This is a genomic window from Vibrio sp. 03-59-1 (assembly GCF_013114135.1).
GTDB classification, from domain to species: domain Bacteria; phylum Pseudomonadota; class Gammaproteobacteria; order Enterobacterales; family Vibrionaceae; genus Vibrio; species Vibrio cortegadensis.
On the sequence record NZ_VTYA01000021.1, the window covers coordinates 12,036 to 35,317 of the forward strand.

General features: G+C 42.3%; 26 protein-coding genes. 6 read left to right on the forward strand and 20 right to left on the reverse strand.

What is annotated here, in order from left to right; all coding sequences use genetic code 11:
- The first annotated feature begins 272 nt into the window (after positions 1-272).
- Entirely contained in the window at positions 273-2,693 is a 2,421-nt protein-coding gene (gene plsB, locus F0249_RS17320) for a glycerol-3-phosphate 1-O-acyltransferase PlsB (protein ID WP_017051812.1), read from the forward strand.
- A gap of 93 nt (positions 2,694-2,786) precedes the next feature.
- On the opposite strand, the gene ubiA is transcribed toward plsB, so the two are convergent.
- Together ubiA and F0249_RS17330 are read right to left on the reverse strand one after the other, a co-directional pair.
- Positions 2,787-3,641 (reverse strand): 4-hydroxybenzoate octaprenyltransferase, encoded by an 855-nt coding sequence (gene ubiA, locus F0249_RS17325; protein ID WP_017051811.1) that lies wholly within the window; start codon positions 3,639-3,641, stop codon positions 2,787-2,789.
- Positions 3,642-4,181, reverse strand: coding sequence for a chorismate lyase (locus tag F0249_RS17330; protein ID WP_113798845.1), 540 nt, complete (start codon positions 4,179-4,181; stop codon positions 3,642-3,644).
- 151 nt (positions 4,182-4,332) lie between these two features.
- On the opposite strand from F0249_RS17330, the gene F0249_RS17335 reads away from it, so the two are divergent.
- Positions 4,333-4,740: a flagellar basal body-associated protein FliL gene (locus F0249_RS17335; RefSeq protein ID WP_017051809.1), complete on the forward strand. Its 408-nt coding sequence runs from the start codon at positions 4,333-4,335 to the stop codon at positions 4,738-4,740.
- Between the two features lie 133 nt (positions 4,741-4,873).
- On the opposite strand, the gene glpG is transcribed toward F0249_RS17335, so the two are convergent.
- From glpG to ftsY, 6 genes are all read right to left on the reverse strand, one after another.
- Positions 4,874-5,707 carry a rhomboid family intramembrane serine protease GlpG gene (gene glpG / locus F0249_RS17340; protein WP_113798843.1) on the reverse strand — a complete coding sequence of 278 codons (834 nt, stop codon included), beginning with the start codon at positions 5,705-5,707 and terminating at the stop codon, positions 4,874-4,876.
- Positions 5,708-6,028 (reverse strand): thiosulfate sulfurtransferase GlpE, encoded by a 321-nt coding sequence (gene glpE, locus F0249_RS17345; RefSeq protein WP_113798842.1) that lies wholly within the window; start codon positions 6,026-6,028, stop codon positions 5,708-5,710.
- A 398-nt stretch (positions 6,029-6,426) separates the two neighbouring features.
- Positions 6,427-7,284 (reverse strand): RNA polymerase sigma factor RpoH, encoded by an 858-nt coding sequence (gene rpoH / locus F0249_RS17350; protein ID WP_017051806.1) that lies wholly within the window; start codon positions 7,282-7,284, stop codon positions 6,427-6,429.
- Between the two features lie 206 nt (positions 7,285-7,490).
- Complete coding sequence (gene ftsX, locus F0249_RS17355) at positions 7,491-8,462, reverse strand: permease-like cell division protein FtsX (RefSeq protein WP_113798840.1); 972 nt, start codon at positions 8,460-8,462, stop codon at positions 7,491-7,493.
- Positions 8,452-9,126: a cell division ATP-binding protein FtsE gene (ftsE, locus tag F0249_RS17360; RefSeq protein WP_017051804.1), complete on the reverse strand. Its 675-nt coding sequence runs from the start codon at positions 9,124-9,126 to the stop codon at positions 8,452-8,454. Before ftsE ends, ftsX begins: the two co-directional genes overlap by 11 nt.
- Positions 9,127-9,170: 44 nt before the next feature.
- A complete protein-coding gene (ftsY, locus tag F0249_RS17365; RefSeq protein WP_171757332.1) occupies positions 9,171-10,397 on the reverse strand; it encodes a signal recognition particle-docking protein FtsY in 1,227 nt (408 codons plus the stop codon).
- A 184-nt stretch (positions 10,398-10,581) separates the two neighbouring features.
- On the opposite strand from ftsY, the gene rsmD reads away from it, so the two are divergent.
- Positions 10,582-11,181: a 16S rRNA (guanine(966)-N(2))-methyltransferase RsmD gene (gene rsmD / locus F0249_RS17370; RefSeq protein WP_171757333.1), complete on the forward strand. Its 600-nt coding sequence runs from the start codon at positions 10,582-10,584 to the stop codon at positions 11,179-11,181.
- Positions 11,178-11,444 (forward strand): DUF1145 domain-containing protein, encoded by a 267-nt coding sequence (locus F0249_RS17375; protein WP_017052887.1) that lies wholly within the window; start codon positions 11,178-11,180, stop codon positions 11,442-11,444. Before rsmD ends, F0249_RS17375 begins: the two co-directional genes overlap by 4 nt.
- Positions 11,445-11,519: 75 nt before the next feature.
- Here the strand turns inward: F0249_RS17375 and F0249_RS17380 are convergent, their stop codons facing one another.
- From F0249_RS17380 to F0249_RS17395, 4 genes are all read right to left on the reverse strand, one after another.
- The gene (locus F0249_RS17380) at positions 11,520-12,104 is read right to left on the reverse strand and encodes a YhgN family NAAT transporter (protein ID WP_017052886.1); all 585 of its coding nucleotides are present in this window, start codon (positions 12,102-12,104) and stop codon (positions 11,520-11,522) included.
- Positions 12,105-12,201: 97 nt separating this feature from the next.
- Positions 12,202-12,435 carry a YecH family metal-binding protein gene (locus F0249_RS17385; RefSeq protein ID WP_017052885.1) on the reverse strand — a complete coding sequence of 78 codons (234 nt, stop codon included), beginning with the start codon at positions 12,433-12,435 and terminating at the stop codon, positions 12,202-12,204.
- 75 nt (positions 12,436-12,510) lie between these two features.
- Positions 12,511-13,131: a lysoplasmalogenase gene (locus tag F0249_RS17390; RefSeq protein WP_113798836.1), complete on the reverse strand. Its 621-nt coding sequence runs from the start codon at positions 13,129-13,131 to the stop codon at positions 12,511-12,513.
- 934 nt (positions 13,132-14,065) lie between these two features.
- Positions 14,066-14,434: a hypothetical protein gene (locus tag F0249_RS17395; RefSeq protein ID WP_017052883.1), complete on the reverse strand. Its 369-nt coding sequence runs from the start codon at positions 14,432-14,434 to the stop codon at positions 14,066-14,068.
- Between the two features lie 247 nt (positions 14,435-14,681).
- On the opposite strand from F0249_RS17395, the gene F0249_RS17400 reads away from it, so the two are divergent.
- A complete protein-coding gene (locus F0249_RS17400; protein ID WP_136995782.1) occupies positions 14,682-15,017 on the forward strand; it encodes a DUF2500 domain-containing protein in 336 nt (111 codons plus the stop codon).
- Positions 15,018-15,043: 26 nt separating this feature from the next.
- Here the strand turns inward: F0249_RS17400 and F0249_RS17405 are convergent, their stop codons facing one another.
- Positions 15,044-16,057 carry an acyltransferase gene (locus F0249_RS17405; RefSeq protein WP_171757334.1) on the reverse strand — a complete coding sequence of 338 codons (1,014 nt, stop codon included), beginning with the start codon at positions 16,055-16,057 and terminating at the stop codon, positions 15,044-15,046.
- Between the two features lie 121 nt (positions 16,058-16,178).
- The gene (locus F0249_RS17410) at positions 16,179-16,898 is read right to left on the reverse strand and encodes an SDR family oxidoreductase (protein ID WP_171757335.1); all 720 of its coding nucleotides are present in this window, start codon (positions 16,896-16,898) and stop codon (positions 16,179-16,181) included.
- Between the two features lie 143 nt (positions 16,899-17,041).
- Between F0249_RS17410 and F0249_RS17415 the strand changes: the two genes are divergently transcribed.
- On the forward strand, positions 17,042-17,881 hold the full coding sequence (locus tag F0249_RS17415) for a LysR family transcriptional regulator (protein ID WP_113798830.1): 840 nt from the start codon (positions 17,042-17,044) through the stop codon (positions 17,879-17,881).
- Between the two features lie 103 nt (positions 17,882-17,984).
- On the opposite strand, the gene arsJ is transcribed toward F0249_RS17415, so the two are convergent.
- The 6 genes from arsJ to rhtB form a co-directional block, all read right to left on the reverse strand.
- Entirely contained in the window at positions 17,985-19,208 is a 1,224-nt protein-coding gene (gene arsJ, locus F0249_RS17420) for an organoarsenical effux MFS transporter ArsJ (RefSeq protein WP_017052878.1), read from the reverse strand.
- Positions 19,209-19,332: 124 nt separating this feature from the next.
- Positions 19,333-19,836 carry a cyclin-dependent kinase inhibitor 3 family protein gene (locus F0249_RS17425; protein ID WP_171757336.1) on the reverse strand — a complete coding sequence of 168 codons (504 nt, stop codon included), beginning with the start codon at positions 19,834-19,836 and terminating at the stop codon, positions 19,333-19,335.
- Positions 19,837-19,848: 12 nt separating this feature from the next.
- Positions 19,849-20,850, reverse strand: a complete 1,002-nt coding sequence (locus F0249_RS17430; protein WP_017052876.1) for an ArsJ-associated glyceraldehyde-3-phosphate dehydrogenase — start codon at positions 20,848-20,850, stop codon at positions 19,849-19,851.
- Positions 20,851-20,886: 36 nt separating this feature from the next.
- Positions 20,887-21,222 (reverse strand): metalloregulator ArsR/SmtB family transcription factor, encoded by a 336-nt coding sequence (locus F0249_RS17435; protein ID WP_017052875.1) that lies wholly within the window; start codon positions 21,220-21,222, stop codon positions 20,887-20,889.
- Positions 21,223-21,342: 120 nt separating this feature from the next.
- Positions 21,343-22,569, reverse strand: coding sequence for an EAL and HDOD domain-containing protein (locus F0249_RS17440; RefSeq protein ID WP_017052874.1), 1,227 nt, complete (start codon positions 22,567-22,569; stop codon positions 21,343-21,345).
- Between the two features lie 38 nt (positions 22,570-22,607).
- On the reverse strand, positions 22,608-23,225 hold the full coding sequence (rhtB, locus tag F0249_RS17445; RefSeq protein ID WP_017052873.1) for a homoserine/homoserine lactone efflux protein: 618 nt from the start codon (positions 23,223-23,225) through the stop codon (positions 22,608-22,610).
- Positions 23,226-23,282: the final 57 nt, after the last annotated feature.

Genomic DNA, 23,282 nt, shown 5'->3' on the forward strand with positions numbered 1-23,282 from the left:
CGATTAAACATCAATGCTTCTAGAACGATGGTTTAATATTTTTTAACCCGTTATCGCGTATACTTAAATTTAGTGAGTGAATACTTTTACATTAATTGATGCTCACATGACTAATACCATTAAAAGGTTCGACCAGTTTCTGGTATTCTTGCATCGCTTAAATTTAACGCTTATGCCTATCTCTATTTTTTTCCTAAGTCTTTCTGTCTTATGTGGTTGAAAGTAAAGATACGCCTATGTATTTTTTATAACTTTCGAGGCTGCGAACCTTTATGTCTTCAGGGCACTCTTTCTCACGTTCATTACTAAAATTACCCATGTCATTATTGGTAAAAGGAACGGCTATTCCTTCAAATCCTATTGAAGACCATAGTATTGATATCAATAAACCCATTGTTTATGCATTGCCTTTTCGCTCCAGTGTCGACCTACTGACTCTTCAAAAACATGCTCTAGAGTTCGGGCTACCCGATCCACTTTCACCTTTAGAGATCAATGGCCAATCCTTTAAACGTTTTGTGTTTATCTCATCACGACCTACGATTGTTCAAAATGATCAGCATGTTCCAAGTGATTCAATTTCGTTATTCTCAGAGCTACTAAAATTACATAGCTTGGATTCTGAGTTAGACGTACAGGTTATCCCTGCGACGGTACTTTGGGGTCGCAAGCCAGGTAAAGAAGATAAACAGAAGCCGTACTTGCAAGCGATGAATGGTTTACAAAAAGCGAAAGCCGTTATCGTATCTGGCCGAGACTGCCTCGTTCGCTTTAGCCCTGTGGTATCACTACGCCATATGGCAGATACCCACGGCACCGACGAAACTATCGCGCACAAATTAGCTCGAGTGGCTCGAATTCACTTTTCTCGCCAAAAACTGGCAGCATCTGGCCCTAACTTACCTAATCGCATGGTGCTGTTTGATCGCTTACTGAAATCAGCGGTTATTGAGAAAGCGATTGAAGAAGAAGCACAAGCCAAAAACATCCCGATAGAGAAAGTGCGCAAAGAAGCACAAGCGATCATGGATGAAATTGCTGCGAACTTCTCATATTCGCTCATCCGAAATGGTCAAAAAATATTGGGCTGGGTATGGAATAAAATCTATCAAGGTCTAAATATTAATAATGCGGCAACCGTGCGTCGTTTAGCACAAGATGGACATGAAATCGTTTATGTTCCTTGTCACCGCAGCCACATGGACTACTTGCTACTCTCTTATGTGCTTTATCATGAAGGTATGGTTCCACCACATATTGCCGCTGGTATTAACTTAAACTTCTTCCCTGCGGGTCCTATTTTCCGCCGTGGTGGCGCATTCTTTATTCGCCGTAGCTTTAAAGGCAATAAATTATATTCGACTATTTTCCGTGAGTATTTAGCAGAGTTGTTCACTAAAGGCTACTCTGTCGAATACTTCAGTGAAGGTGGACGCTCTCGTACTGGCCGTTTACTGCAAGCGAAAACGGGTATGCTTGCGATGACGATTCAAGCCATGCTCCGTGGATTGGATCGCCCTGTTACGTTAGTTCCGGTTTACATCGGCTACGAGCACGTAATGGAAGTGGGCACTTACGCCAAAGAGCTACGCGGTAAACGCAAAGAGAAAGAGAATGCGAGTTTAGTTCTACGAACCATTCGTAAACTGCGTAATTTCGGCCAAGGGTACGTTAACTTTGGTGAGCCGATCCCTCTGAATCAATACCTAAATGAGCATGCTCCTGAGTGGAATAAAGATATTGATGCGATGGGCACAACCAAACCACAATGGCTAAACCCTGTGGTTAATCAACTTGCCACTAAGATGATGACGCATATCAATGATGCTGCTGCCACCAACGCGTTAACTTTATGTGCCACCGCTCTATTGGCTTCTCGTCAGCGTGCATTATCTCGTGATTCATTGATCTCTCAGATTGACTGTTATCTATCGATCTTAAGAAATATTCCTTACTCAGCAACCAGTACAATTCCAAGTGAGACTGCGGCTGAGTTAGTGAAACACGCGGAGTCACTGAATAAGTTTGTAATCGAATCTGACAGCATGGGTGACATCATTTCACTCGATCGCAACCAGTCGATTTTGATGACTTACTATCGCAATAACATCATTCATTTAGTTGCCTTGCCTTCGCTCATTGCACAGATGTTGATTCGTCATCGCCACTTATCGATTCAACAAGTCCAAGAGAATGTTGCGAACATTTATCCTTTCTTAAAGAAAGAGCTGTTCTTAAGCTATGAAGATGAGCAGTTAGATGGCGTAGTAACGGCGATTGTGAATGAACTTTCTCAACAGAAAATGCTCACGATTGATGACGATGTCATCTCAATCAATGAATCAAATAGCCAGACGTTAATGCTGCTAGGACGCACGATTACAGAAACGCTACAACGCTACTCGATTACGATGAACTTATTGGTATCAAACCCTGAGCTAGGTAAATCAGATTTAGAACAGAAGAGCCAAGATATCGCTCAGCGCTTAGGTCGCCTACACGGTATCAATGCACCAGAATTCTTCGATAAAGGCGTGTTCTCTGCGATGTTCAATACATTGAAAGAACAAGATTATCTCGACCAAGATGGTAACTGTGACTTAGAGAAAACGCGTGAATTCTCTAATCTACTGTTTTCTATGCTTTACCCAGAGATACGCCTAACCATTCAAGAAAGTGCTTACCACGCTTAAGTGAGCGTTGGTAACACCATGAGCAAAAAGGCATCCTACCGAGGGATGCCTTTTTTCTATCTTTCTATCTTTCTATCTTTCTATAGCTTTTGATTACCAGTAAGCAATAAACAAACCCAATGTGACAAGCATGCCGACATAGTTATTATTCAAAAAAGCTTGAAAGCAGAGATCACGATCTCGATGACGAATTAGGTGCTGCTGATAGACAAACAGAGCGCCAACGATTAACAATGCCCAATAATAACTCGCCCCTAGCGTTAACCAGTTACCCAGCACAATCAGCATCGCTAGCGATATTAACTGAAAAGACCCTACCGCCATCTTATCAAAACGACCGAATAATATAGCCGTCGATTTGATGCCGATATTAAGATCATCATCTCTATCCACCATGGCATACTGAGTATCGTAGCCAATTGTCCATAGTGCATTAATACCAAAGACAAACCACACTAACGTCGGTAATTCACCAGACTGTGCAGCCCAAGCCATAGGAATCGCCCAACTGAATGCCAAACCGAGGAACAGTTGTGGTAAGTGGGTAAAGCGTTTCATGAATGGATAGATGAACGCTAACACAAGCCCGACAAAAGAGAGCTGAATGGTGAGTGGGTTCATGGTTAATACCAGCAGAAAAGAGACCACTGCGAGCACTAAAAACAGCCCTACCGCCTCTTTCGAGCTCACTTTTCCTGCGGGTAATGGACGTGACTTGGTTCTTTTTACATGCCCATCGACTTTGCGATCAGCAAAATCATTAATCACACAACCAGCAGCACGCATTAGAATCACACCAGCAACAAATACCACAAGCACGCTTACATCTGGGATGCCTTGTGCTGAAATAATTAATGCCCAGAGGGTCGGCCATAAGAGCAACAAGGTTCCAATCGGTCTGTCCATACGCATCAACTGCCAATAGGCGCGAGCTTTCGATGCTGTCATTTACACTCTCTCCTTAGAGTAAATTGGGGATGTCGGTAAAAATAGTTCAGCCACGAGCATCGGCTTATGGTTCATCCATAACCGAGAGCGACGAGCCAATAGTGGACCATCAGGAGTCATAATAACTCCCACTTGCAAGCCATCACGCTTAACGGCATCAGCACTGAACACGGTCAGCCCTAATGGGATATCCCCTTGCCTTGCTAAATCATACTGCTGATCAATCAATGTTGAACGTGGGATCAGTGTTCGACCTACAACCCAAGCTTGTTTATCACCACTCAACACCACTTCTCGTAATAAACATTCTTGAGGAGATAATAAGCTCGTTTCGTCATCCTTGAGTACGGACATATCAACAATCTGGTTATGTAACAGTTCAACCGTCAAATTCTGACAATGTTCACCTAATCGACGTGAAAGTGATCCTTGCTCTAAAAGCCATTGCTTGGCAAATTCACTCGGGAACACGAAATTTTCTATTTTTTGCCACTCTACCTCTAATAAATAAGATAGATAAGGTGCTGTAAGTTGATTCATACTAGTATTCAATTAGTGGCTTTATATCGTACAATAAAGCTTCAATGAGTGGTCACTCTGACCATATTGTTTATTATAAATTTTTGACTCTCCATTGTACCAAGACAAAGGCGTTTCGAATATCGAGATAAGAGAAAGAAAAGTTAGCACTATGTATAAACGTTATATAACCCAGATACTTCTCGCATTCAGCGTTCTTATGTCGCTCCCAACCGTTGCGGAAGAAGAAGCGGCTCCAACATTGGCTTACTTTACATTAGAACCGGATCTAACAACCAATTTTCATACCAAAGGTAAGAAGCTTGGCTATATTCAAGTTCGTATCGATATCATGGTCGCTAATTCAGCAGACTTAGCGACGGTGGAGCTTCACCAACCATTAATTCGTGATGCTGTTATTGAGCTACTTGGCCAACAATCAGAAGATACCGTAAAATCACTCTCAGGACGTGAAGATTTGAGAAAAGTGTTAGTTGATCACCTAAATACGATTTTACTCCCTGAAACGGGAAAAACGTTAATCGCCGATCTACTTTTCACAAAATATCTTTATCAATAAAACGCGTCACCAGTAAAGCTTTCTATTAATAAACCTTCTATTAGCTCTAGACCAATGAGGTCTCTACCGATGAAAGAACCAAAAAAGCGACTTCATGTCGCTTTTTTTATATTCAAACCCAACAGAAAGGCTATTACGCTTTCTTATATTTAGCACTGTCGATGTAGGCAAGAACAACACCGCTGAGCAAACCTGCTAAGTGTGCACTATTTGCTATCGCCATAAATGGTTGAACAAACCCCAGAACGAGCCATACCAGCATGAACCCCACGATTGGTTTTGGAATCGATAAACCTTGATGTGGCGCACGAGTGCCAAAGACCCATAAGTAGCCAACCAATGCATACACAACCCCTGAGAGCCCACCAAAATTAGCCCCTTCAATCCAGTATTGCCCGGCTCCTGATAAAGCGGAAGAAATGACGAATATCTGGGCGAGCTTGAACGCGCCCAGCTTTTTCTCAATATCGCCGCCGAGTTGCCACCACCACAGCACATTAAATGCGATGTGCATGACAGAAAAATGCAATACAGCATGGCTCAACCAACGCCAAATTTGCCATTGTTGTCCTTCAATTGCGGGGAAATGCAAAGCAGAGAATATCTGCTGTCCAAAACCAACTTGTTGCAAAATAAAAACGACAATACAAGTCAGCATAATCACAAGAGTAAAAGGTCCAGCCTTTGCTTTTATCATGGCTAGCATGCTTGGCATTGGATAATGTAGTACGTTCTTTCTCGTTTCAGCCACATCCCACGATGCAGCTTGGTATTTACTCTGCTGAGGGTTTTGCAAAAATTGATTCAGTTCAGATTCGACCTCAATTTGAAATTGCGCATCCCTGAGCCACAATGCAAACTGACCACTTCCTTCAGGCATCATCTGAACTTCAATTTGACGCGTTGCCATATAATCAATGAACGATTGGGCAACTCGAGGATTATTTAATGTGATCAGTCTTATCATTTAGTGATTCTCTATTGGTAACTGTGCACGGTGCCAAGCTTCAAACCCACCATCGACACTATAAACTTGTTCAAAGCCTTGGTTAATTAGATATTGTGCCGCACCTTGGCTACTAATTCCGTGGTAGCACATAACTAAAATAGGCTGTTCAAATTCTACTTCATCCATAAAGGAAACCATACTGTCATTGGTCAAATGGTAAGCCGACTTCGCATGAGCAACAGCAAAAGACTGTGGGTCTCGAATGTCGGCAAGGCGAGCGCCTTTCTGATCTATCAGGTTGTTGGCATCTTGAACATTAATGTGTTGAAACTGTTCCATTGACTTTCTCTTAGGCTAATTATTATTTAGTCATTGTAACCTATCCCAAGACAAACAAGCACAGACACTCAGTAGGGTTATCCACTAACGTTCAAAAAACCATCGTTTGTGGATAAAGCTGTGGATTGCGTTGATAAAGTGTTACCTACAAATTAGATCCACTATATATAGTAATGATCCTTATTTATTTGTGTGTAAGATGGAAAGTATCCCCACAAGACAAACCGCTCTCCTGCCTTGATACACCCTGCTTTTTCACTACTGTTGAAGAATTACCCCACAGACTTACCCACAGGTAAAGTTGTCATATACGATCTTATTTCGATTTATTTTCGATCACCCACAAAAAAGCCGAGATCAAATGATCTCGGCTTTTTCATAATATTTGTTTGAGGTCGTTAGAACTCTCCAACCGCCAGTTTCAATTTCTTCATGGCATTTTTTTCTAGTTGGCGAATTCGTTCGGCAGAAACACTGTAAGTTTCGGCCAACTCTTGCAAGGTCGATTTATTATCTTCTAACCAACGAGATCGCACGATATGCTGACTGCGCTCATCAAGAGTAGCCAAAGCGAGCCCTAAGCGGTTATTAGTATGCGACTCCCAGTTATCCGCCTCAATGTTTTCTGCAACATCTGAAGCATGATCTTCAAGATACAGAACAGGAGCAGTATAAGCAGAAGCTGAATCATCATCGTCAGAAGGCATTTCAAACGTTGGATCTTGAGCAGCCAAGCGAGATTCCATTTCACGAACTTCAGAAGGGTCGACACCCAACTCTTTCGCTACCGTCTCAACTTCACCATTATTAAACCAACCTAAGCGTTTTTTTGACTTACGTAGATTAAAGAATAATTTACGCTGAGCTTTTGTCGTTGCTACTTTTACGATACGCCAGTTACGTAATACATACTCATGGATTTCAGCTTTAATCCAATGAACAGCAAAAGAGACCAGTCGGACGCCCACTTCTGGGTTAAAGCGTTTTACCGCTTTCATCAAACCGATGTTACCTTCTTGGACAAGGTCGGCCATTGGCAGTCCGTAACCGGAATAACCACGAGCCACATGGACAACAAATCGAAGGTGAGAAAGGATCAAACCTTTCGCTGCATCGATTTCACCCTTGTAATGTAGTCGCTCAGCTAGACTGCGCTCTTCTTCTGGTGTCAGCATTGGGTAGCTGTGAGCAGAACGAATATAGCTGTCTAAACTGTCTTGTGTGACTAGAGCCATTGGGTATGCTTGCTTTGTCATTCAATTCCTCATCAATCTCTGATCTGGAGTATTACCTACTTCGAATCGATTAAACTTACATCGATTGAGTATTCTAACCGCCTATCTTGAACCTAAAATGAACAGGATTCAAGTTGGGGGAAGTTATTATGCATAAACTTTCCCCTGATACAAGTCAATAAATAAACCACAGAGCTTACTTATTGTTTAAATATGACCCCATTCACTTATACAGGTTCAATTTCTTTTAGGTGCCTTTGTGCAGAAAGCTTCGCAGCCATACAACCGAGTAACGTCCCAAGCATGAGCAACAATAAGGACTCATCCCAACTCAAGCCTATTAATCGAAATTGACTGTCATAAAGCCGAGCAAGATCGGCGACAGTACTGTTAAGTAATACGGTTATTAATGCGGTTAATACCCACGCACTTACCGCACCTAACAGACCAAACCACATTCCTGAATAAAGGTATGGGCGTAATATAAAGCTATCAGTCGCACCGATAAGCTTCATGGTTTGGATTTCATCTTTATTCGCCAATACATTAAAGCGTAATGTATTACCTACAATCAAAAATACGGCACCAACCATCAAAATCGTTAATGCAATGACGATTGCCGTAGCTAACGTCTGAATGGCACTCAACCGCGCCAACCAATCTTCATCCAAACGCACATCTGTCACTTCTTGTTTCGCTTGAACCTGCTTAGCGATACCTTTTACTTCTGTGTTATCACTCACATTAGGAGTAATAACAAGGACACCGGGCAAGGCGTAGTCATCAAGCAGACTGATCGCTTGATCAAAACCAGAATACTGACTTAATTCACTGAGACCTTGTTGTGGAGAGATATATTCGACCCCCGCCACCACATCCCATCGTTCAATTTCATCTTTAAGCACCATGACCCGGGCGTCTGGCATTCCTTCTTCTATATAAGCACTCACTTGCGAAGAGCCCGTAACATCTTGTGCCGCAACTGAAATATTTTTACCCAATAAGTAAAGACAAGCTGGCATGCTCAACGCCATTGAAATAACGGCTAGGGTTAATAAGTTGCCTAAAGGGCGGCTCCACAATGCTGAAAATGAGGATTTTGCTTGGTTGATATGGATGCGAATGAAACCATCTGTTTTTGGTCGGTAGCCCGTTCGAGATTTATTTTGGACTTTTTTATTACGACGATTAGCGGCCATAATCTTCGACCTCACTCAAAAAACCTTGATTCAACTCTAAGTGACGATACTGAGGTCGAGAATTCACAAGGCTGACATCATGCGTCGCTAATAGAATGCTGACACCTGCACGATTAAACTCTTCAAACAGCTTAAGCACTCGGCTGGAAAGTTCTGTATCTAAGTTACCAGTAGGTTCATCGGCCAATAGTAGCGTTGGTCGGTTAACCACTGCTCGTGCAATGCCAACGCGCTGTTGCTCACCGCCAGACAGTTGGCTTGGCAAACAACGCGCTTTATCTAATAGATCGGTTTTATCTAATGCTGCCGACACTCGGCGTTTTATCTCATTTTCAGAGATAGATTCAATTCGCATTGGTAGCGCGACGTTCTCAAATACACTGCGATCCATTAACAAGCGGTGTTCTTGGAAGACAATACCAATGTTACGACGCAAAAATGGGATATCTTTGTTTGGGATTCGCGTGATGTCGTGATTATTAAAACTGATTTTGCCATCAGTTGGTCTTTCAATCGCGCAGATCAATTTCAACAAGGTACTTTTACCTGCACCAGAATGCCCCCCCAAAAACGCCATTTCACCGCGACGTAAATGAAAATCCACTTTCTGCAATGCTTGTCGCCCACCGCGATAAGCTTTACTCACTTGTTGAAATTTGATCACCGAATATATCCTCTTACAAGTTAGTCACCATTAACGGCGAACTATTACTCTTCTCGGCTAAATAGCGCTTCAATAAAATCTTGAGTTTCAAACGGACGTAAATCGTCAATGCCTTCACCCACACCAATAAAACGGATAGGGATCTGGAATTGGTCTGCAATCGCAAAGATAACGCCGCCTTTTGCTGTGCCATCCAATTTAGTCAATGTGATACCGGTTACTGGCGCAACTTCACTAAACAACTTTGCTTGGCTAATTGCGTTTTGTCCTGTACCCGCATCAAGGGTTAGCATAATTTCGTGCGGTGCTGAATCATCAATTTTCTTCATCACTCGAACAATCTTACGCAACTCTTCCATCAGGTTGCTCTTATTCTGTAAACGACCAGCGGTATCGGCGATCACAACATCAACACCACGCGCTTTCGCCGCTTCAATGGCGTCATAAATAACAGAAGCACTGTCTGCTCCGGTATGTTGCGCGATCACAGGAACGTCGTTACGCTCACCCCAAACTTGCAGTTGTTCAACGGCTGCCGCTCGGAAAGTATCACCCGCCGCAAGCATGACTTTTTTACCTTGGCCTTGGAACTGCTTCGCAAGTTTGCCAATCGTCGTGGTTTTACCAACACCATTCACACCCACCATCAAAATAACGTAAGGTGTTTTGGTGGTATCCACTTCTAGTGGTTGGTCGACTTGAGTCAAGATGTCTGACATCTCTTCTTTTAATAGGCCATATAACGCTTCACCATCTTTCAAATCTTGACGCGATGCTTTTTCCGTTAGGTTTTCGATAATTTTTACTGTGGTGTTCATTCCCACATCAGCAATAAGCAACTGTTCTTCGAGTTCTTCAAAAAGATCTTCGTCGATTTTTTTGCCTTTAAACAAGCCAAAGAACCCAGCACCAATATTGGCTTTCGTGCGGCTTAAGCTGCGTTTTAGGCGTGCAAAAAAGCTTTCTGTTGGCTTCTCTTGCTCTTGAACTCTGACTTCTGCTTCTGCTTCTGCTTCTGCTTCTGCTTCTGCTTCTGCTAGGTCAGCATTATCTGCAGTCGTCTCTTCTTCAATACTATTTTGTGTAGTTTCTTCAACCTCAGAAACCTCTTCTTTAAGCTCATCGACCAATTCCTGCTGGGCAAGTTCTTGCTCAACGGCTTCTTGTTCTAATGCTGACTCTTCAATCTCTTGCTTTTCTACTGGGGCTTTTTGATCATCATCACCAAAGCCAAGCCACGAGAGTAATCCGCGCTTCTTTTTTTCTGTCATCTGAGGAGCTTCCTAGATCTACTTAAATAATTACAACTCTCTGCCTTTTCGACAAAGAAAAATGATAAAGCAGTGAAAATTTTTCATTTAGCTTGCTACACTTCACCATTACAAATTTGTTTAACACCCACTCCAATGTCATGGGGCTCGGTATAGTATCACTTTATTAGCGGTCAAAAAATCTATGGTAAGACGTCGTCAGCAAAACACATCACAAAAAAAGCCTTCAACTGGCTTTGTGCGCATCATTAGTGGCTTATGGAGAGGCAGAAAACTTCCTGTCCATGATGCTGAAGGTCTACGACCAACGACCGATCGTGTGAAAGAAACGGTATTTAATTGGTTAGCACAAGATATCCCACATGCTAACTGCTTGGATGTTTTTTCTGGTTCAGGAGGGCTAGGTTTTGAAGCCGCCTCTCGTCAAGCAGACAAAGTGACCTTATTGGAGTTAAACCCTGCGGCTTTCCAACAGATTAAGACTAACATCACCGCGTTGAAAGCCAATAACATAACGGCAGTAAAAACCGATGCTTTAGCTTTTTTAGGCCAATCAGGTACCCCTTATGATGTGGTTTTTATTGATCCTCCCTTTCATAAAGGCTTACTGACAGAAACCGTTACACTTTTAGAGCAAAATGGTTGGCTCAGTGATGGCGCGATGATCTATATTGAGACAGAAAAAAAGCTGCTGTTAGAGGGGATACCTCAGCATTGGAACTTACACCGCGAGAAAACCGCAGGCCAAGTTTGCTATCGATTATTTGAAAGGGTAACTGAATGAAAATTCTAATTTTATTAGCGAAAGCGTCTATTGCTTTTGTGTGGTTTGTATTGCTGTTTAATATTTTTCAGCCTTTCCCAGGCAAAGCAGCCATTGCTCTATATATCATGACGGCCTTTCTGTTCATTATGCATGGCTTGCAAATGCTTATCTTCATTGGAGCTTTCGGCGATAAAGTCAAAATGAGTCGCTGGGAACGATGGTCGATTCTTTTCTTTGGTATTTTCGCTCTGCTGGATATACGTCGTAAACATATGATGTGATCTTTCATCGTACCAAATAAAAACGGAGCTCATTATCGAGCTCCGTTTTTTTATTCAATACACTCTATTCGTAGTCTAGCCTAGGTAAAGCTTCACACCATCGAGGAACATTTGAGTTGAAATCATCACTAGCATGAGCCCCATGAGTCGCTCAATGGCTTTCAGTCCCTTCTCACCAAGTAATTTATGGAAGAAGTTATAGAACATCAAAATAAAGAAAGTAGCCCCCCAAGCGAGTAACACAGCGATAGACCAGTCAAAAAGTCTATCGGGCTCTTTACTTGAAAGCAGAAGCAAAGATGCAAGAACCGATGGCCCAGCAATCATGGGAATGGCCATTGGTACGATGAAAGGTTCATCACCCGCCGCCAAACCAGTAATGCTTCCTGCTTGCGGGAATATCATCTTAATCGCAATGATAAATAGAATGATACCACCAGAAATACTTAATGTTTCAGGCTGGACGTGAAGGAAACTCAAGATCCCCTGACCTGCAAATAGAAAGACCATGAGAATAATTAGAGCAAAGAAAAGCTCTCTAATTAAAACCATTCTTCTACGCTTTGGATCTAAGTGTTTTAGGATCGATAAAACGATAGGCAAGTTACCAAGTGGATCCATAATAAGGAACAACATGGTTGCAGCAGATAAGATTTCCATGAAGATAGTCTCACAAAGCCAGAATTGGCGCAGTATAACAGCCTAATTCTGGCTTTTCGATGCTAAAAGCGGGAATACTATTTAGAATGAAAACGTATTAGTGATGACAAACACGCTCTGTATTTGTTGCCAGTTTTCCATCCACTTCCACCAGCTTTCCTTTTGATAGTAGGAACTCAAGCAGATCATCTAATGTAAGGTCGCTGTGCTGACAAGTACAAAAGCGAGTATCTTGACCATGTTCAGCTGCAACATGTGCATGTAGGTCTTCTTTAGACATTGGGGTTTCGTTTAATAAATTCAGCACATTATGGCCATGAACTTCAGTCATTTTATTCACTCCTATTTTGAGGCACACAGCATAGCGAATTATCAATACTCTGTTTTGATTTATCACAGTTTAATTTTAGAAAATGATAGAAGACACAATAAGCGCGTGAGCAAGAAAATAACTACCTGATATCCAGTAGTTCGCACCTCTTATTGGCTTTCGATAACTGTTAATAACAAACATTAACCCCGAAAAAATAAGAATAAAACAGCCAATAAACCCAAGACTATGCCCTAGCGTGGGTTCTAGTAACCACAACTCTCCACTCGCCCAGCTTAACTGTATTAAGACAATCCCCATAATTGTGGCTGGAAATAGAAAACTATCAAGTTGGGGAAGAAGCAACAGAAACGCCACGATACTGGTCGCCAACAACAATGCAGGTAACCACCACACAATATCGCCAGAAAGCTGCAACCAAAATAGTTTGCTATAGCATATTTGCGCAATCAGAAAGCCAATAAAAGGTAAGACTCTTTTTTCTGTCAGTACGTGCAATACATCTGAGAACATGAAGAGCGCTAAACCCGAAACCATCCAGAACGCAGTGCTTTGAGTCTGAACTTCGGTCAAAACAATCAAAATCAGTAACAACAGCGTAAATACTTTCGCTGCTAAAGAGTGAGTTCGCTCGCCTCGATTAGCGGCCGAAATACAAATATAGCCTGATAGGCTAACAGCTAGCCAACTCCACATATCATTACCTCTGATGATTCATCGCCGTCAGTCTAGGGAGCTATGATTTGATGTAAAGCGATATAGAGAAAAAGTTGGATCTTGATTGTGAATAAGTATTTATTGGCATTACGAGTTTATAAATAATCTAGCCGCGTATTCCTCACAACGCTCAAGCCTTTTATAGCGGCCTCTTCGGCTCAAAAATTAAAGTAAAACACCAAAAGCAAACGATTACAGCGCTTACTCTCTAGCAACCTCCATCTGCGAGCATGGTCATGCCTACTTTTGTCCTTTGAAATCCTAAAAAAAACCAGAAACACCCAACAAATAATTATTAATTTCATATAGTTAAAACAAAAATAACAACTTACACAGAGACAGACTCCACAACCTATCCAGAGCCAACAAAACAATGTAATTGATGACGATTTATTGTCATTGCATCTTTTTTTTGACACTCACCTTACAAACAGAGCCAACAGGAATAATCAAAAGTATCATTTACCGACCAAAACAAGATTCAGATAAGGAAAGCGCAATTAAGCAAACTTTACATCTATTAACACAATAAAAACACTAAATACCACCAACAAAAACAACAAGTTAAAACCATTGGCGTATGTTTTTTAGACTTAACGCACAAATAAAAAACACATCAAAAATACAAAAAAAGTAAGGATATAAACAAGATTACTGGGTAGATAATGTATATTTACGAAAGCTTGACAACAAATTAGTTGATCAAACCACCAAAGTAATGCTATTGTTAAAGACATAGAGAACATCCACCAAACAAAGGAGCAGTGTTATGATTTCTTCGTCGCAAAAACAAGGGCTTGTAATGATCGCAGTAGTTGTTGGCCTAATGACACTGCCAATGATGTACTAATCAGTACTATCAAAAATACAAAAAGGGACGCGATTGCGTCCCTTTTTTGTTTTATTCTCATTATTATGAAAGATGATTCATTAATTCATCCCAGTGTAAGTAATAAACACCCAATGCTGCAAAAGTGATCAGCCCCATCAATAACACCACAACTCGCCAAATGAATCGGCTACTTCTAGGGGTTAACTCTCTTTCACATTCATCACACACCGATAAAAACTGTTTTCGGTCATCAAGCTTATAATTATCCTCGTGAACAATCTTATTACGAATCGTCGCGATATATCTCAACTTACCGATAACGTCGTGAGGTAACCTCTCTTCACTACTGGTAATCAGTTGATGCAAACCCTTTCCATCGGCATGGTATTGAACTCTCAACAGCTTCTCGATCTTTCGAGTGCGCGTGACGACTTTCTCAATATCAGACATCGCAGTTCTCCTTAACTCATCATAATTCTAGTCGAGCTACTTTCCATTCTTCTATAAATAGAACACATTTTCGAGCACTTAAGCGTAAATTTGAGTAAATACGATGCATATACCACACCAAAGATTGTGAAGTGAGCCGAAAAATAACTCCCCATGTCTAAGTAAAATCGCAGATAAATATCAAAGTCCGACTTTCAGAGCACTTCTCCATATAGAATATAGACTTATTACAATAGGGGTCATCACCATGCCAGTCTCACTTTTACTCTCTCTTATTACTTTAGCTATCCTCGCAGGTTGGGGGTTCAGTCGATTCTACCAACAACATATTCAAGGTGAGAATGCACCAGAACAAACTGCGAATGTAACGATTCTTGATAAGCAATCCATTCAGATAGAAGACGCTCAGCCAGGAGAAGATGACCAAGAGTATTGGATTTATGTACAGCGAGGCCGCATGGGATTAAAACGAGAATTTCAAGTTGGCATTCACTACTTCCATGCACTTCAACCAGGGGATAAAGGAGTGATGACATACCAAGGAACTCGCTTTCTACATTTTGCGAAACAGAGAGAAAGCTAAGCACCTTTATTAATCGCACTCGCTATCTATGGTAATAACCAGCGCGTTTTGGCTGAACGAAACAACAACCAACTTAACCCTAAGGCACCAGCGCCTCCAATGATGACCCACAGAGGGATAACCCAAGCAGGATGGCCTTGATGCCAGTTAAACGCTTTCATCGGCCATAAAAAAATCGGATGGAGAATATAAATCCCTAAACTATGTTGGCTAATGAAACTCACCACTTGATGACTACGCTGAGATAACCTTTCACCATAATAACGACACACCACAAACACCATGCTCGCCGCTAAAACCGTATTCAGCGTTTTGTAAGATAACCAGCGCCCTACCGTATATTTTTCAGCAGTGATACTTCCTGAAACCACCATTGCAATCGTTGCAACCAAAGCAATGATCCCTAGCGCTACCGAAAGGAAGAGGGTCATTTTATTTAACGGCACTTTTTTAAACAGCAGATACCCCAATGGTAAGTACCCACTATAAAGCCATAACTGGTGACTCCAAGGGCCATCAATTTGAAATAGAAATAGCGTGGTGGTCAGTAACCATATTGCGGTATACGCATATATGGCGGAGTCGTCTGTTTTCCTGACAAAGATCTGCAGGAATGGGATCACAAAATAGAGTGGAATAAAGTAGTAAAAGAAGCCTAAATGGTAGTAAGTGTAATGGTGGTAACTATTAAGCAGTACATCCCAACTCACCGCACCATCAAACCCTGCAGCCGACCAGCCTGAAAGATAAGTGTAGAAAAGAGACCAAATAATAAAAGGAAGCAGCACTTTTCCTAAGCGTCTTTTGACATAATACTTCGCATCAAAAGGGCGTGTATCACTCAGCATTAATGCACCAGTGATAAGAATAAACACTGGGACAGCCCAACGACTCACACTATTAATGCTCACCGCCGTTAACCACTGGTCGAATGGAATCGAACCTAACTCAGAACGGTAAGGGGCGAGTACATGAATGGCAATAACGGCAATCGCTGCCACACATCGCAATAAATCGAAAAATTGAACTCTTTGTCTCATATAAATTGATGACCTGTAGTCGAGCCGAATAAGTGGCGTCATCAAACTATAACAACAAAAAAGCTGACCTGTGAATACACAAGGTCAGCGATAAGTAAAAGCTTATGTCGGTTGCAAAAAATTATGCAGGTTGACGAGTCGCAGCAATCACGATTTCACGTACACAGACATTTTGTGGTTGGTTGTAAGCGTAGCTGATGGCATTAGCGATATCTTGAGGAGCAATTGCACCACCCATGCCTTCTTTCCACTCTTGGTAACCAGAAATAATATCTTCGTTAGTTGTGTGGCTAAGAAGATCTGTCTCTACCGCACCTGGTGCAATCGTGATCATGCGTACGCTATCATCTGCCACTTCTTCGCGGATGTTTTCAGTAATAGCATGAACCGCAAATTTAGTACCACAGTAAGCCGCATGGCTTGGGAATGTTTTACGACCTGCAACAGAACTGATGTTGATAACCGTACCTGTTTTACGCGCTTTCATTTTCTCTAGAACTAGGTGAATACCGTTTAGAAGACCAAGTACATTCACGTCAAACATTTTCTTCCATTCTGCTGGATCTTGAACATCAGCATTACCAAGCAGCATCACACCAGCGTTGTTAACTAAACCGTCAACTGGGCCGAATTTTTCTTCTGCTTCAGCAACTGCACTGCGGAAGCTTTCTAGATCTGTGATATCTACTTGACGACAAAGTGTGTTTGGTAGGTTTAATGCTTCTAGTTTTTCAACGCGACGAGCAAGAAGTAGTAATGAAAAACCTTCAGATGAAAGTTGCTTCGCTGTTGCTTCACCAATACCAGAGCTTGCACCTGTAACGACGATTAATTTAGACATTCTGATTCTTCCTATCTTGTTTGAGTCACACGTTTTGTGTGGATGGCGCTACTATATGGATAACAAGAGTAAATGATAAATATCGTTTTCTTAGAGTTATGATAAGTTAAACTTATGGTTTGATTTTTAGAAAAGGAATGAGGATGGACTTACGCCTGTTACGCAGCTTTGTTGCTGTTTATGAAGAGAAAAATATCACGGCAGCGGCTGAACGTTGTTTTGTCTCTCAACCCTCCATTTCAAATGCCGTAAAACAGCTAGAGGAAGAGTTAAATACGTCGCTCTTTGTTCGACATAAAAAAGGGGTCGACCTCACTGATGAGGCGCATTACCTCTACCCTCTTGCCATTCGTTTACTTAATGACATAAATAAGTTACCTAGCTTATTCCAAGAAAGAACCGAATGCTTACCGATCAAGCTGGCAAATTTCCCTGATATCAGCCAGCTTGAAATGGCAAAACTGCTCAAAAGATTAACTCAGCAGATCCCAAACCTACTGATAGAGATTGTCGATCATGATGCAGAGTGCGATGCGAGAATCACCCTAGATCTATTTCAGGGGGAAGATGAGATATTCCTACCGCTATGGGATGAGGACTACGTTCTTTGTATGTTGCCTGATCACCCACTTTCCGAACAAGAGAGTGTCGAGCCATATCAACTCCACCAGCACGATTTTATTGAGTGTCCACCTTGCCAAGCGCATCAACAAACCGTTGGACTACTGGCTTGTGATGGACTCGCCCTGAATATGGTGGCAAAAGCAGAACACAAAACTCAAGTCATGCACTTGGTGCAGTCTGGATTAGGTATTTCATTTCTGCCAACAGGGGTATTAGAAGCCTCTCAAAAACTGATCACTCGCCCGCTCAATGGACCAAGAATGTTTCGCCGCTTAGGGCTATGTTACCCCGCCACAACGAGCTTACAACCAGCACTGCAACTGATCTTAAAAGCGCTAAGTCGAGAGCATAACGAGTAAATTCAATTATCCAATTGGTGCTCGTTACGATGAATAGAAAAAAAGCCACGTAGGATAACCATACGCGGCTTCTTCATCACTCAATGCCAACCAATAAGATCCCCTACTGAATGGCTCTATCTTTCGAAAGTGTCGGGAGTTTGAGTGAAATGAGTGTCGTCACCAATAGAAAAGCAAACGAGACCCACAAACACGCTGCCAGCCCCGCCACTTGGAATACCCAACCCGACAGAATCGTACCAATCAAACGGCCCATCGCATTCGCCATGTAGTAAAAACCGACATCCATTGATACGCCATCACCCTTGGCATAACTCACGATAAGGTAAGAGTGCAATGATGAATTGACCGCAAATACCGCACCGAAGATCATCAACCCCAATACAATCACTAATTGTGGCTGCCAACCGATTTGTACGGCATAAGCAATCAGCCCTGTAATGATGGCAAGTAACCCTGCCCATCGTAGAGCCGCATGACCATCTGGCACTCGTCCTTGCGCTTTCCCTGTGATCTTAGGGGCAAAGCCTTGAACCACACCATACGCAATCACCCATGTCGCGAGAAAACCACCGACCCACAAGTGATCCCAACCAAACACGCTACCCAGGTAGACAGGCAGAGCAACGACAAACCATACATCGCGAGCTCCAAATAAGAACATTCGCGCGGCGGACAAAATATTGATCGGTTCAGACTTAGAGAAGATCTGAGTAAATTTAGGTTTATTTTTCGCTTTGCCCATATCGCTTTCTAACCACGATAAACTGCCAATCAGTACCACCGCGAGGACAGAAGCCATCAACAGAACCGAGGCTTGAAAGCCAATCATCGATAACAGCAACCCACCTAGGAAAAAACCCGCACCTTTAAGTGCATTCTTAGACCCCGTGAGAATCGCAATCCATTTATACAACGCACCTTGTTGGTTATCTGGCACTAGTGTCTTGATCGCGCTTTTTGCACTCATTTTATTTAAATCTTTGGCGATTCCTGATAATGCTTGAGCCGCCATCACCCATGGTATCGTCAACCACCCACTTGGCACCGCGAGCATGAGTAAGGCGATAATTTGCATTGCTAAACCGACATTCATGGTTCGATTTAGCCCTAATCGAGCACCCAACCAGCCACCAATGAGGTTCGTCACCACTCCAAAGAATTCATAGAAAAGGAACAGAGACGCGATCGCTAACGTTCCGTAACCTAAATCATGAAAGTAGAGCACCACCAACATGCGAAGCGCACCATCGGTTAATGTAAAATTCCAATAATTAAAAGTGACCAATATATATTGGCGAACGCTTTTGCTTAGGCTTGAAAACATAACGTCATACCTATCGAAGGAAAATGATTCAGGTAGTTCATGGAGCTTTTATTCCCCGAGCTGTCGCTCATAGAGCTTTAGGGACATGGTGATCCTAAAGCTCTTTTCGCTAACGAATCAAAAATTATTGAGCCGCGACACTGTTGATGTATTCAACTTGAACGGATTTGGTAAACGCTCCCGGACGAAGAGCTTGAACATCACGAATAATCTCTTCTAATGCCCAGTTTTTCTCTAATAGAAAGTGCGCCGCAAATAGCCCCGTACGACCAGAGCCCCCCATGCAGTGCATCGCCACCTTGCCTCCATTACTTATAATCTTATGAAGGGTCGGGCTTGTCGCTTGCCATTTTTTGGCAAAATCAGCCCCTGGCGCACAGTCATCTTCAATTTCAATCTGAAACCATCGCATGCCTAGAGCCTGGGTCTTCTCACCGAGTTCGCTCACGCCTTTACTTGCCAGTTCAGCATCATCAAGAGCTGTGACAATCGCTTCAACACCTTGAGCTTTAAGCTGGGCTAAAGAAGTATCTAGATCGATCCCTTTGGTACCTGGACACGGTGTGAGCACTAAGGCTCCCGCCTCTACATCCAGTTGCCACGTTGGGTGAACAGTAGAATTTGTCATGATGCTTGCTCCTTATGCCAAACCAACAGTACGAACTAATTCAGCAGTACGAGTCGCGTACCCCATTTCGTTATCATACCAAGCATAAATTTTCACCATACGCTTACCGACCAACATCGTTGAAAGCGCATCCACAATCGTTGAACGTTGATCCCCTTTGTAATCAATAGAGACCAATGGACGCTCTTCAAAGCCAAGAATGCCGCTTAATTCATTCTCTGACGCCTCTTTCAGTAACGCATTCACCTCTTCAGCGGTTGTATCGCGCTGAACATCAAAAATAATATCTGTCAGTGACGCATTCGCTAAAGGTACACGTACCGCATGACCGTTGATCTTATCTTTTAGCTCAGGGAATATTTCAACAATTGCTGTAGCACTCCCTGTGGTGGTTGGGATCAAACTCATACCACATGCACGAGCACGGCGTAGGTCTTTATGAGGTGCATCCAAAATGGTTTGAGTATTGGTCAAATCATGAATCGTCGTGAACGCGGCTTGCTCAATGCCTAACTTTTCATGAATCACTTTAACGATAGGAGCCAAGCAATTCGTCGTACAAGATGCAGCTGTTACAATCTTATGTACTGCAGGGTCAAAAATATGGTCATTCACACCGACAACGATATTGGCAATACCGTCCTCTTTTACCGGAGCAGAAACCACAACGCGCTTCACTCCTTGCTCAAGGTACTGGTTCAAATAAGCCGTTTTGCGATGTACGCCTGTCGCTTCAATCACAACATCACAGCCAGACCAATCAACGGCATTAATCTCTTTCTCTTGCGAAGTCGCAACCTTATGGCCATTAATAACAATATCTGAATCTTTAGCCGTTACAGCATGGTGCCAACGGCCTTGAATAGAATCGAATTCCAACAAATGCGCTAAAGTCGCGGTATCTCCAGCCACATCATTTATTTGCACAAACTCCACTTCTGGCCAATCAAATGACGCTCTTAAAGCCAAGCGACCAATTCGTCCAAATCCATTGATACCAATCTTAATCGTCATACTCTTTCTCTCTCAATCTTTACTCAATTCAATCCATTAAACACAAGGTCGATCGCTCATCGATTTCAATCGTTCACTATCGGTTAAATACTGTTGCTGCAAGCAATTTGACTCCTTCAAGCTGGTGATCACTTTCCTCATCCAACCAGGAAGATCGCTTGAGACTTGGTAATACACCCACTGCCCTTTTCGCTCATCCACCAGCACGCCGGATTGACGTAACTGTGCTAAATGACGCGATACTTTAGGCTGGCTTTCACCTAAAGCTTGCGTTAATTCACACACACACAAACTGCCTTCACGAGCAATAATTAGCAGGCAGCGCATGCGAGTTTCATCCGCAAGCATTTTAAAAAATTGATGAGGTAACATACTTAAATCTCACATATACGCATATCCATATATAATAGATAAAAAAAAGCACCCGTCAATGCGAGTGCGTTCTTGTCATCAAAAATTCATATCCAAAAATGATAAGGTGGCGTCGAGCAATTAAGAAAGACTGACCATGTCTTGGCTCCATTTCTGTGCCGCCACTAATTCATAGCGCACATCATCCATATTTAAGCCTAATATTTTACAGTGCTCCTCCATGCCACTCCAATCAGCATGTTCATAACACTCTTCCAATGCTAGTAAGCTTCCGTAGGGCCCTTCTCGTCTGAGTAGTGCGACCTTGATAACATGGCTTAACGGAAGTTGTTCAACCAAACTGTCTAAGGAGAGATCAAGCAGAGCATCAAGCATTGAAAACAGTCCAATCATAAAGGCTTGTTCTTGATGATCTTGAAAAGGGCGATACCGAGACATCAATTGACAAAATTGAGCACGATGCAGTGACATATTGTATAGCTCTTTCGGCTTCTTATCAGAAACATAAGACGCAACAGCCAAAGAGACAAAAATCTTAAGCTTATCTTGCCCTAAATAGACTAAAGCTTGGCGAAAAGAGGAGATAGTGACTTCAAGGCGCGGTGACATCGTATTAACAAAGCGCAATAATTTATATGACAACGCCACATCTTTAGCGACAATATTTTCCACCTGTTTAAAGTCAACTCCGGGCTTACAAACTTCTTGAAATAGTTCCATTGCAATCGCTTGTTCTGGCCCGACATATTGCGTTTTCATCACTTCAGGTTTGCTAAAAAAGTAACCTTGGAAAAACTTAAAGCCTGAGTTTTTTGCTTTTTCAAATTCAGCTTCCGTTTCGACTCTTTCAGCGAGAAACTGACACTTAGTCCTTTTTAACTGCTGTTCACGCACAATTTGGCAAGCATTGTCTAAGCCTAACGCCATAATATCGAGTTTAATGATATGGGCGTACTGTAGAAAACGTTCCCATTCAGGAAGAAAGGTAAAATCATCAAGAGCCAGAATATAACCACGGCGATAAAGTTCACGTATCGCCTCAAGCAATTCATCCGTCGGTTCGCACGTCTCTAGAATTTCTACCACAATACTTTCTTTAGGCAGAGTCAGAGGCAAGCCACGCAATAAGCTAGCTTGAGGGAAATTAATAAAACAACGCGAACTTTGAATCGTCGGATTAACGCCTATCGATAAGAAATTTTCGACAATCAGCCGATAAGTGGCCCGGTTTGAATCAATATGGGCTGGGTAAGCATTATTTTCACCGTCACGAAATAACAGCTCATACCCGATAGTATTCTGTTTTCGGTTAAAAATAGGCTGTCTTGCCACATAGGTGTTATTCATCGATCCACTCAATATAACTATTTGATTATTTTGATCTGCTACGCTTTAGCTGCCGCTAATAATGCACCACAACCGATAAACATTGAACCAAAGACTTTATTTATTTTACCCATCACGGCATCTGAGCGAATAAATCGTCCCATTTGTGACGCTAATGATGTGTAACCTAACATAACAACCGCATCAATAAATACCGTAGTGGCACCCAGAATTAAAAGCTGAGTAAGTTGGTCTTTCGCTGGGTCTAAAAATTGAGGGAAAAGCGCGACGAGGAAGACTATCGACTTAGGATTGGTTAAATTGATCAGTATCGCTTTACGCATTAATGTCATGCTTGAGAGACCATCATCACCCATTCTCGCAACCATGCTCGAACGATCTCGCCACTTTTGGATACCCAACCACACCAAGTAAACCACACCAACCCATTTAATGATTGAAAATGCCAATGCCGATTGCGCGACTAATGCACCGATGCCAGCTCCAACTAAAATGATATGGAAAATCATGCCTAACTGTAACCCAACGATGGCCGCGAGTGACTTTCGAGTGCCGTAGCTTAAGCCATTACTGATCGAATTTACGGTTCCAGAGCCCGGCGCTAAACTAAAAATAATAGCGGTAGCAACATATGCCAACCAAACATGAGTATCCATTGCATTTCCTCTCTACTGCTTTAATCTAGCGAATATTAATCGCCACTCAAGATCAAT

Bases quoted from the DNA above. Each gene is read 5' to 3' on its own strand.
- F0249_RS17335 (WP_017051809.1), top strand. From the start codon at position 4,333: ATGTATAAACGTTATATAACCCAGATACTTCTCGCATTCAGCGTTCTT.
- F0249_RS17425 (WP_171757336.1), bottom strand. From the start codon at position 19,836: ATGACAAATTCTACTGTTCACCCAACGTGGCAACTGGATGTAGAGGCG.
- F0249_RS17405 (WP_171757334.1), bottom strand. From the start codon at position 16,057: ATGAGACAAAGAGTTCAATTTTTCGATTTATTGCGATGTGTGGCAGCG.
- F0249_RS17380 (WP_017052886.1), bottom strand. From the start codon at position 12,104: ATGGAAATCTTATCTGCTGCAACCATGTTGTTCCTTATTATGGATCCA.
- F0249_RS17375 (WP_017052887.1), top strand. From the start codon at position 11,178: ATGAAAATTCTAATTTTATTAGCGAAAGCGTCTATTGCTTTTGTGTGG.
- F0249_RS17430 (WP_017052876.1), bottom strand. From the start codon at position 20,850: ATGACGATTAAGATTGGTATCAATGGATTTGGACGAATTGGTCGCTTG.
- F0249_RS17410 (WP_171757335.1), bottom strand. From the start codon at position 16,898: ATGTCTAAATTAATCGTCGTTACAGGTGCAAGCTCTGGTATTGGTGAA.
- F0249_RS17330 (WP_113798845.1), bottom strand. From the start codon at position 4,181: ATGAATCAACTTACAGCACCTTATCTATCTTATTTATTAGAGGTAGAG.
- F0249_RS17440 (WP_017052874.1), bottom strand. From the start codon at position 22,569: ATGAATAACACCTATGTGGCAAGACAGCCTATTTTTAACCGAAAACAG.
- ftsX (WP_113798840.1), bottom strand. From the start codon at position 8,462: ATGGCCGCTAATCGTCGTAATAAAAAAGTCCAAAATAAATCTCGAACG.
- arsJ (WP_017052878.1), bottom strand. From the start codon at position 19,208: ATGTTTTCAAGCCTAAGCAAAAGCGTTCGCCAATATATATTGGTCACT.
- F0249_RS17415 (WP_113798830.1), top strand. From the start codon at position 17,042: ATGGACTTACGCCTGTTACGCAGCTTTGTTGCTGTTTATGAAGAGAAA.
- F0249_RS17400 (WP_136995782.1), top strand. From the start codon at position 14,682: ATGCCAGTCTCACTTTTACTCTCTCTTATTACTTTAGCTATCCTCGCA.
- glpG (WP_113798843.1), bottom strand. From the start codon at position 5,707: ATGATAAGACTGATCACATTAAATAATCCTCGAGTTGCCCAATCGTTC.
- F0249_RS17395 (WP_017052883.1), bottom strand. From the start codon at position 14,434: ATGTCTGATATTGAGAAAGTCGTCACGCGCACTCGAAAGATCGAGAAG.
- rsmD (WP_171757333.1), top strand. From the start codon at position 10,582: ATGGTAAGACGTCGTCAGCAAAACACATCACAAAAAAAGCCTTCAACT.
- rhtB (WP_017052873.1), bottom strand. From the start codon at position 23,225: ATGGATACTCATGTTTGGTTGGCATATGTTGCTACCGCTATTATTTTT.
- F0249_RS17435 (WP_017052875.1), bottom strand. From the start codon at position 21,222: ATGTTACCTCATCAATTTTTTAAAATGCTTGCGGATGAAACTCGCATG.
- F0249_RS17385 (WP_017052885.1), bottom strand. From the start codon at position 12,435: ATGACTGAAGTTCATGGCCATAATGTGCTGAATTTATTAAACGAAACC.
- ftsY (WP_171757332.1), bottom strand. From the start codon at position 10,397: ATGACAGAAAAAAAGAAGCGCGGATTACTCTCGTGGCTTGGCTTTGGT.
- F0249_RS17390 (WP_113798836.1), bottom strand. From the start codon at position 13,131: ATGTGGAGTTGGCTAGCTGTTAGCCTATCAGGCTATATTTGTATTTCG.
- rpoH (WP_017051806.1), bottom strand. From the start codon at position 7,284: ATGACAAAGCAAGCATACCCAATGGCTCTAGTCACACAAGACAGTTTA.
- ubiA (WP_017051811.1), bottom strand. From the start codon at position 3,641: ATGACAGCATCGAAAGCTCGCGCCTATTGGCAGTTGATGCGTATGGAC.
- glpE (WP_113798842.1), bottom strand. From the start codon at position 6,028: ATGGAACAGTTTCAACACATTAATGTTCAAGATGCCAACAACCTGATA.
- plsB (WP_017051812.1), top strand. From the start codon at position 273: ATGTCTTCAGGGCACTCTTTCTCACGTTCATTACTAAAATTACCCATG.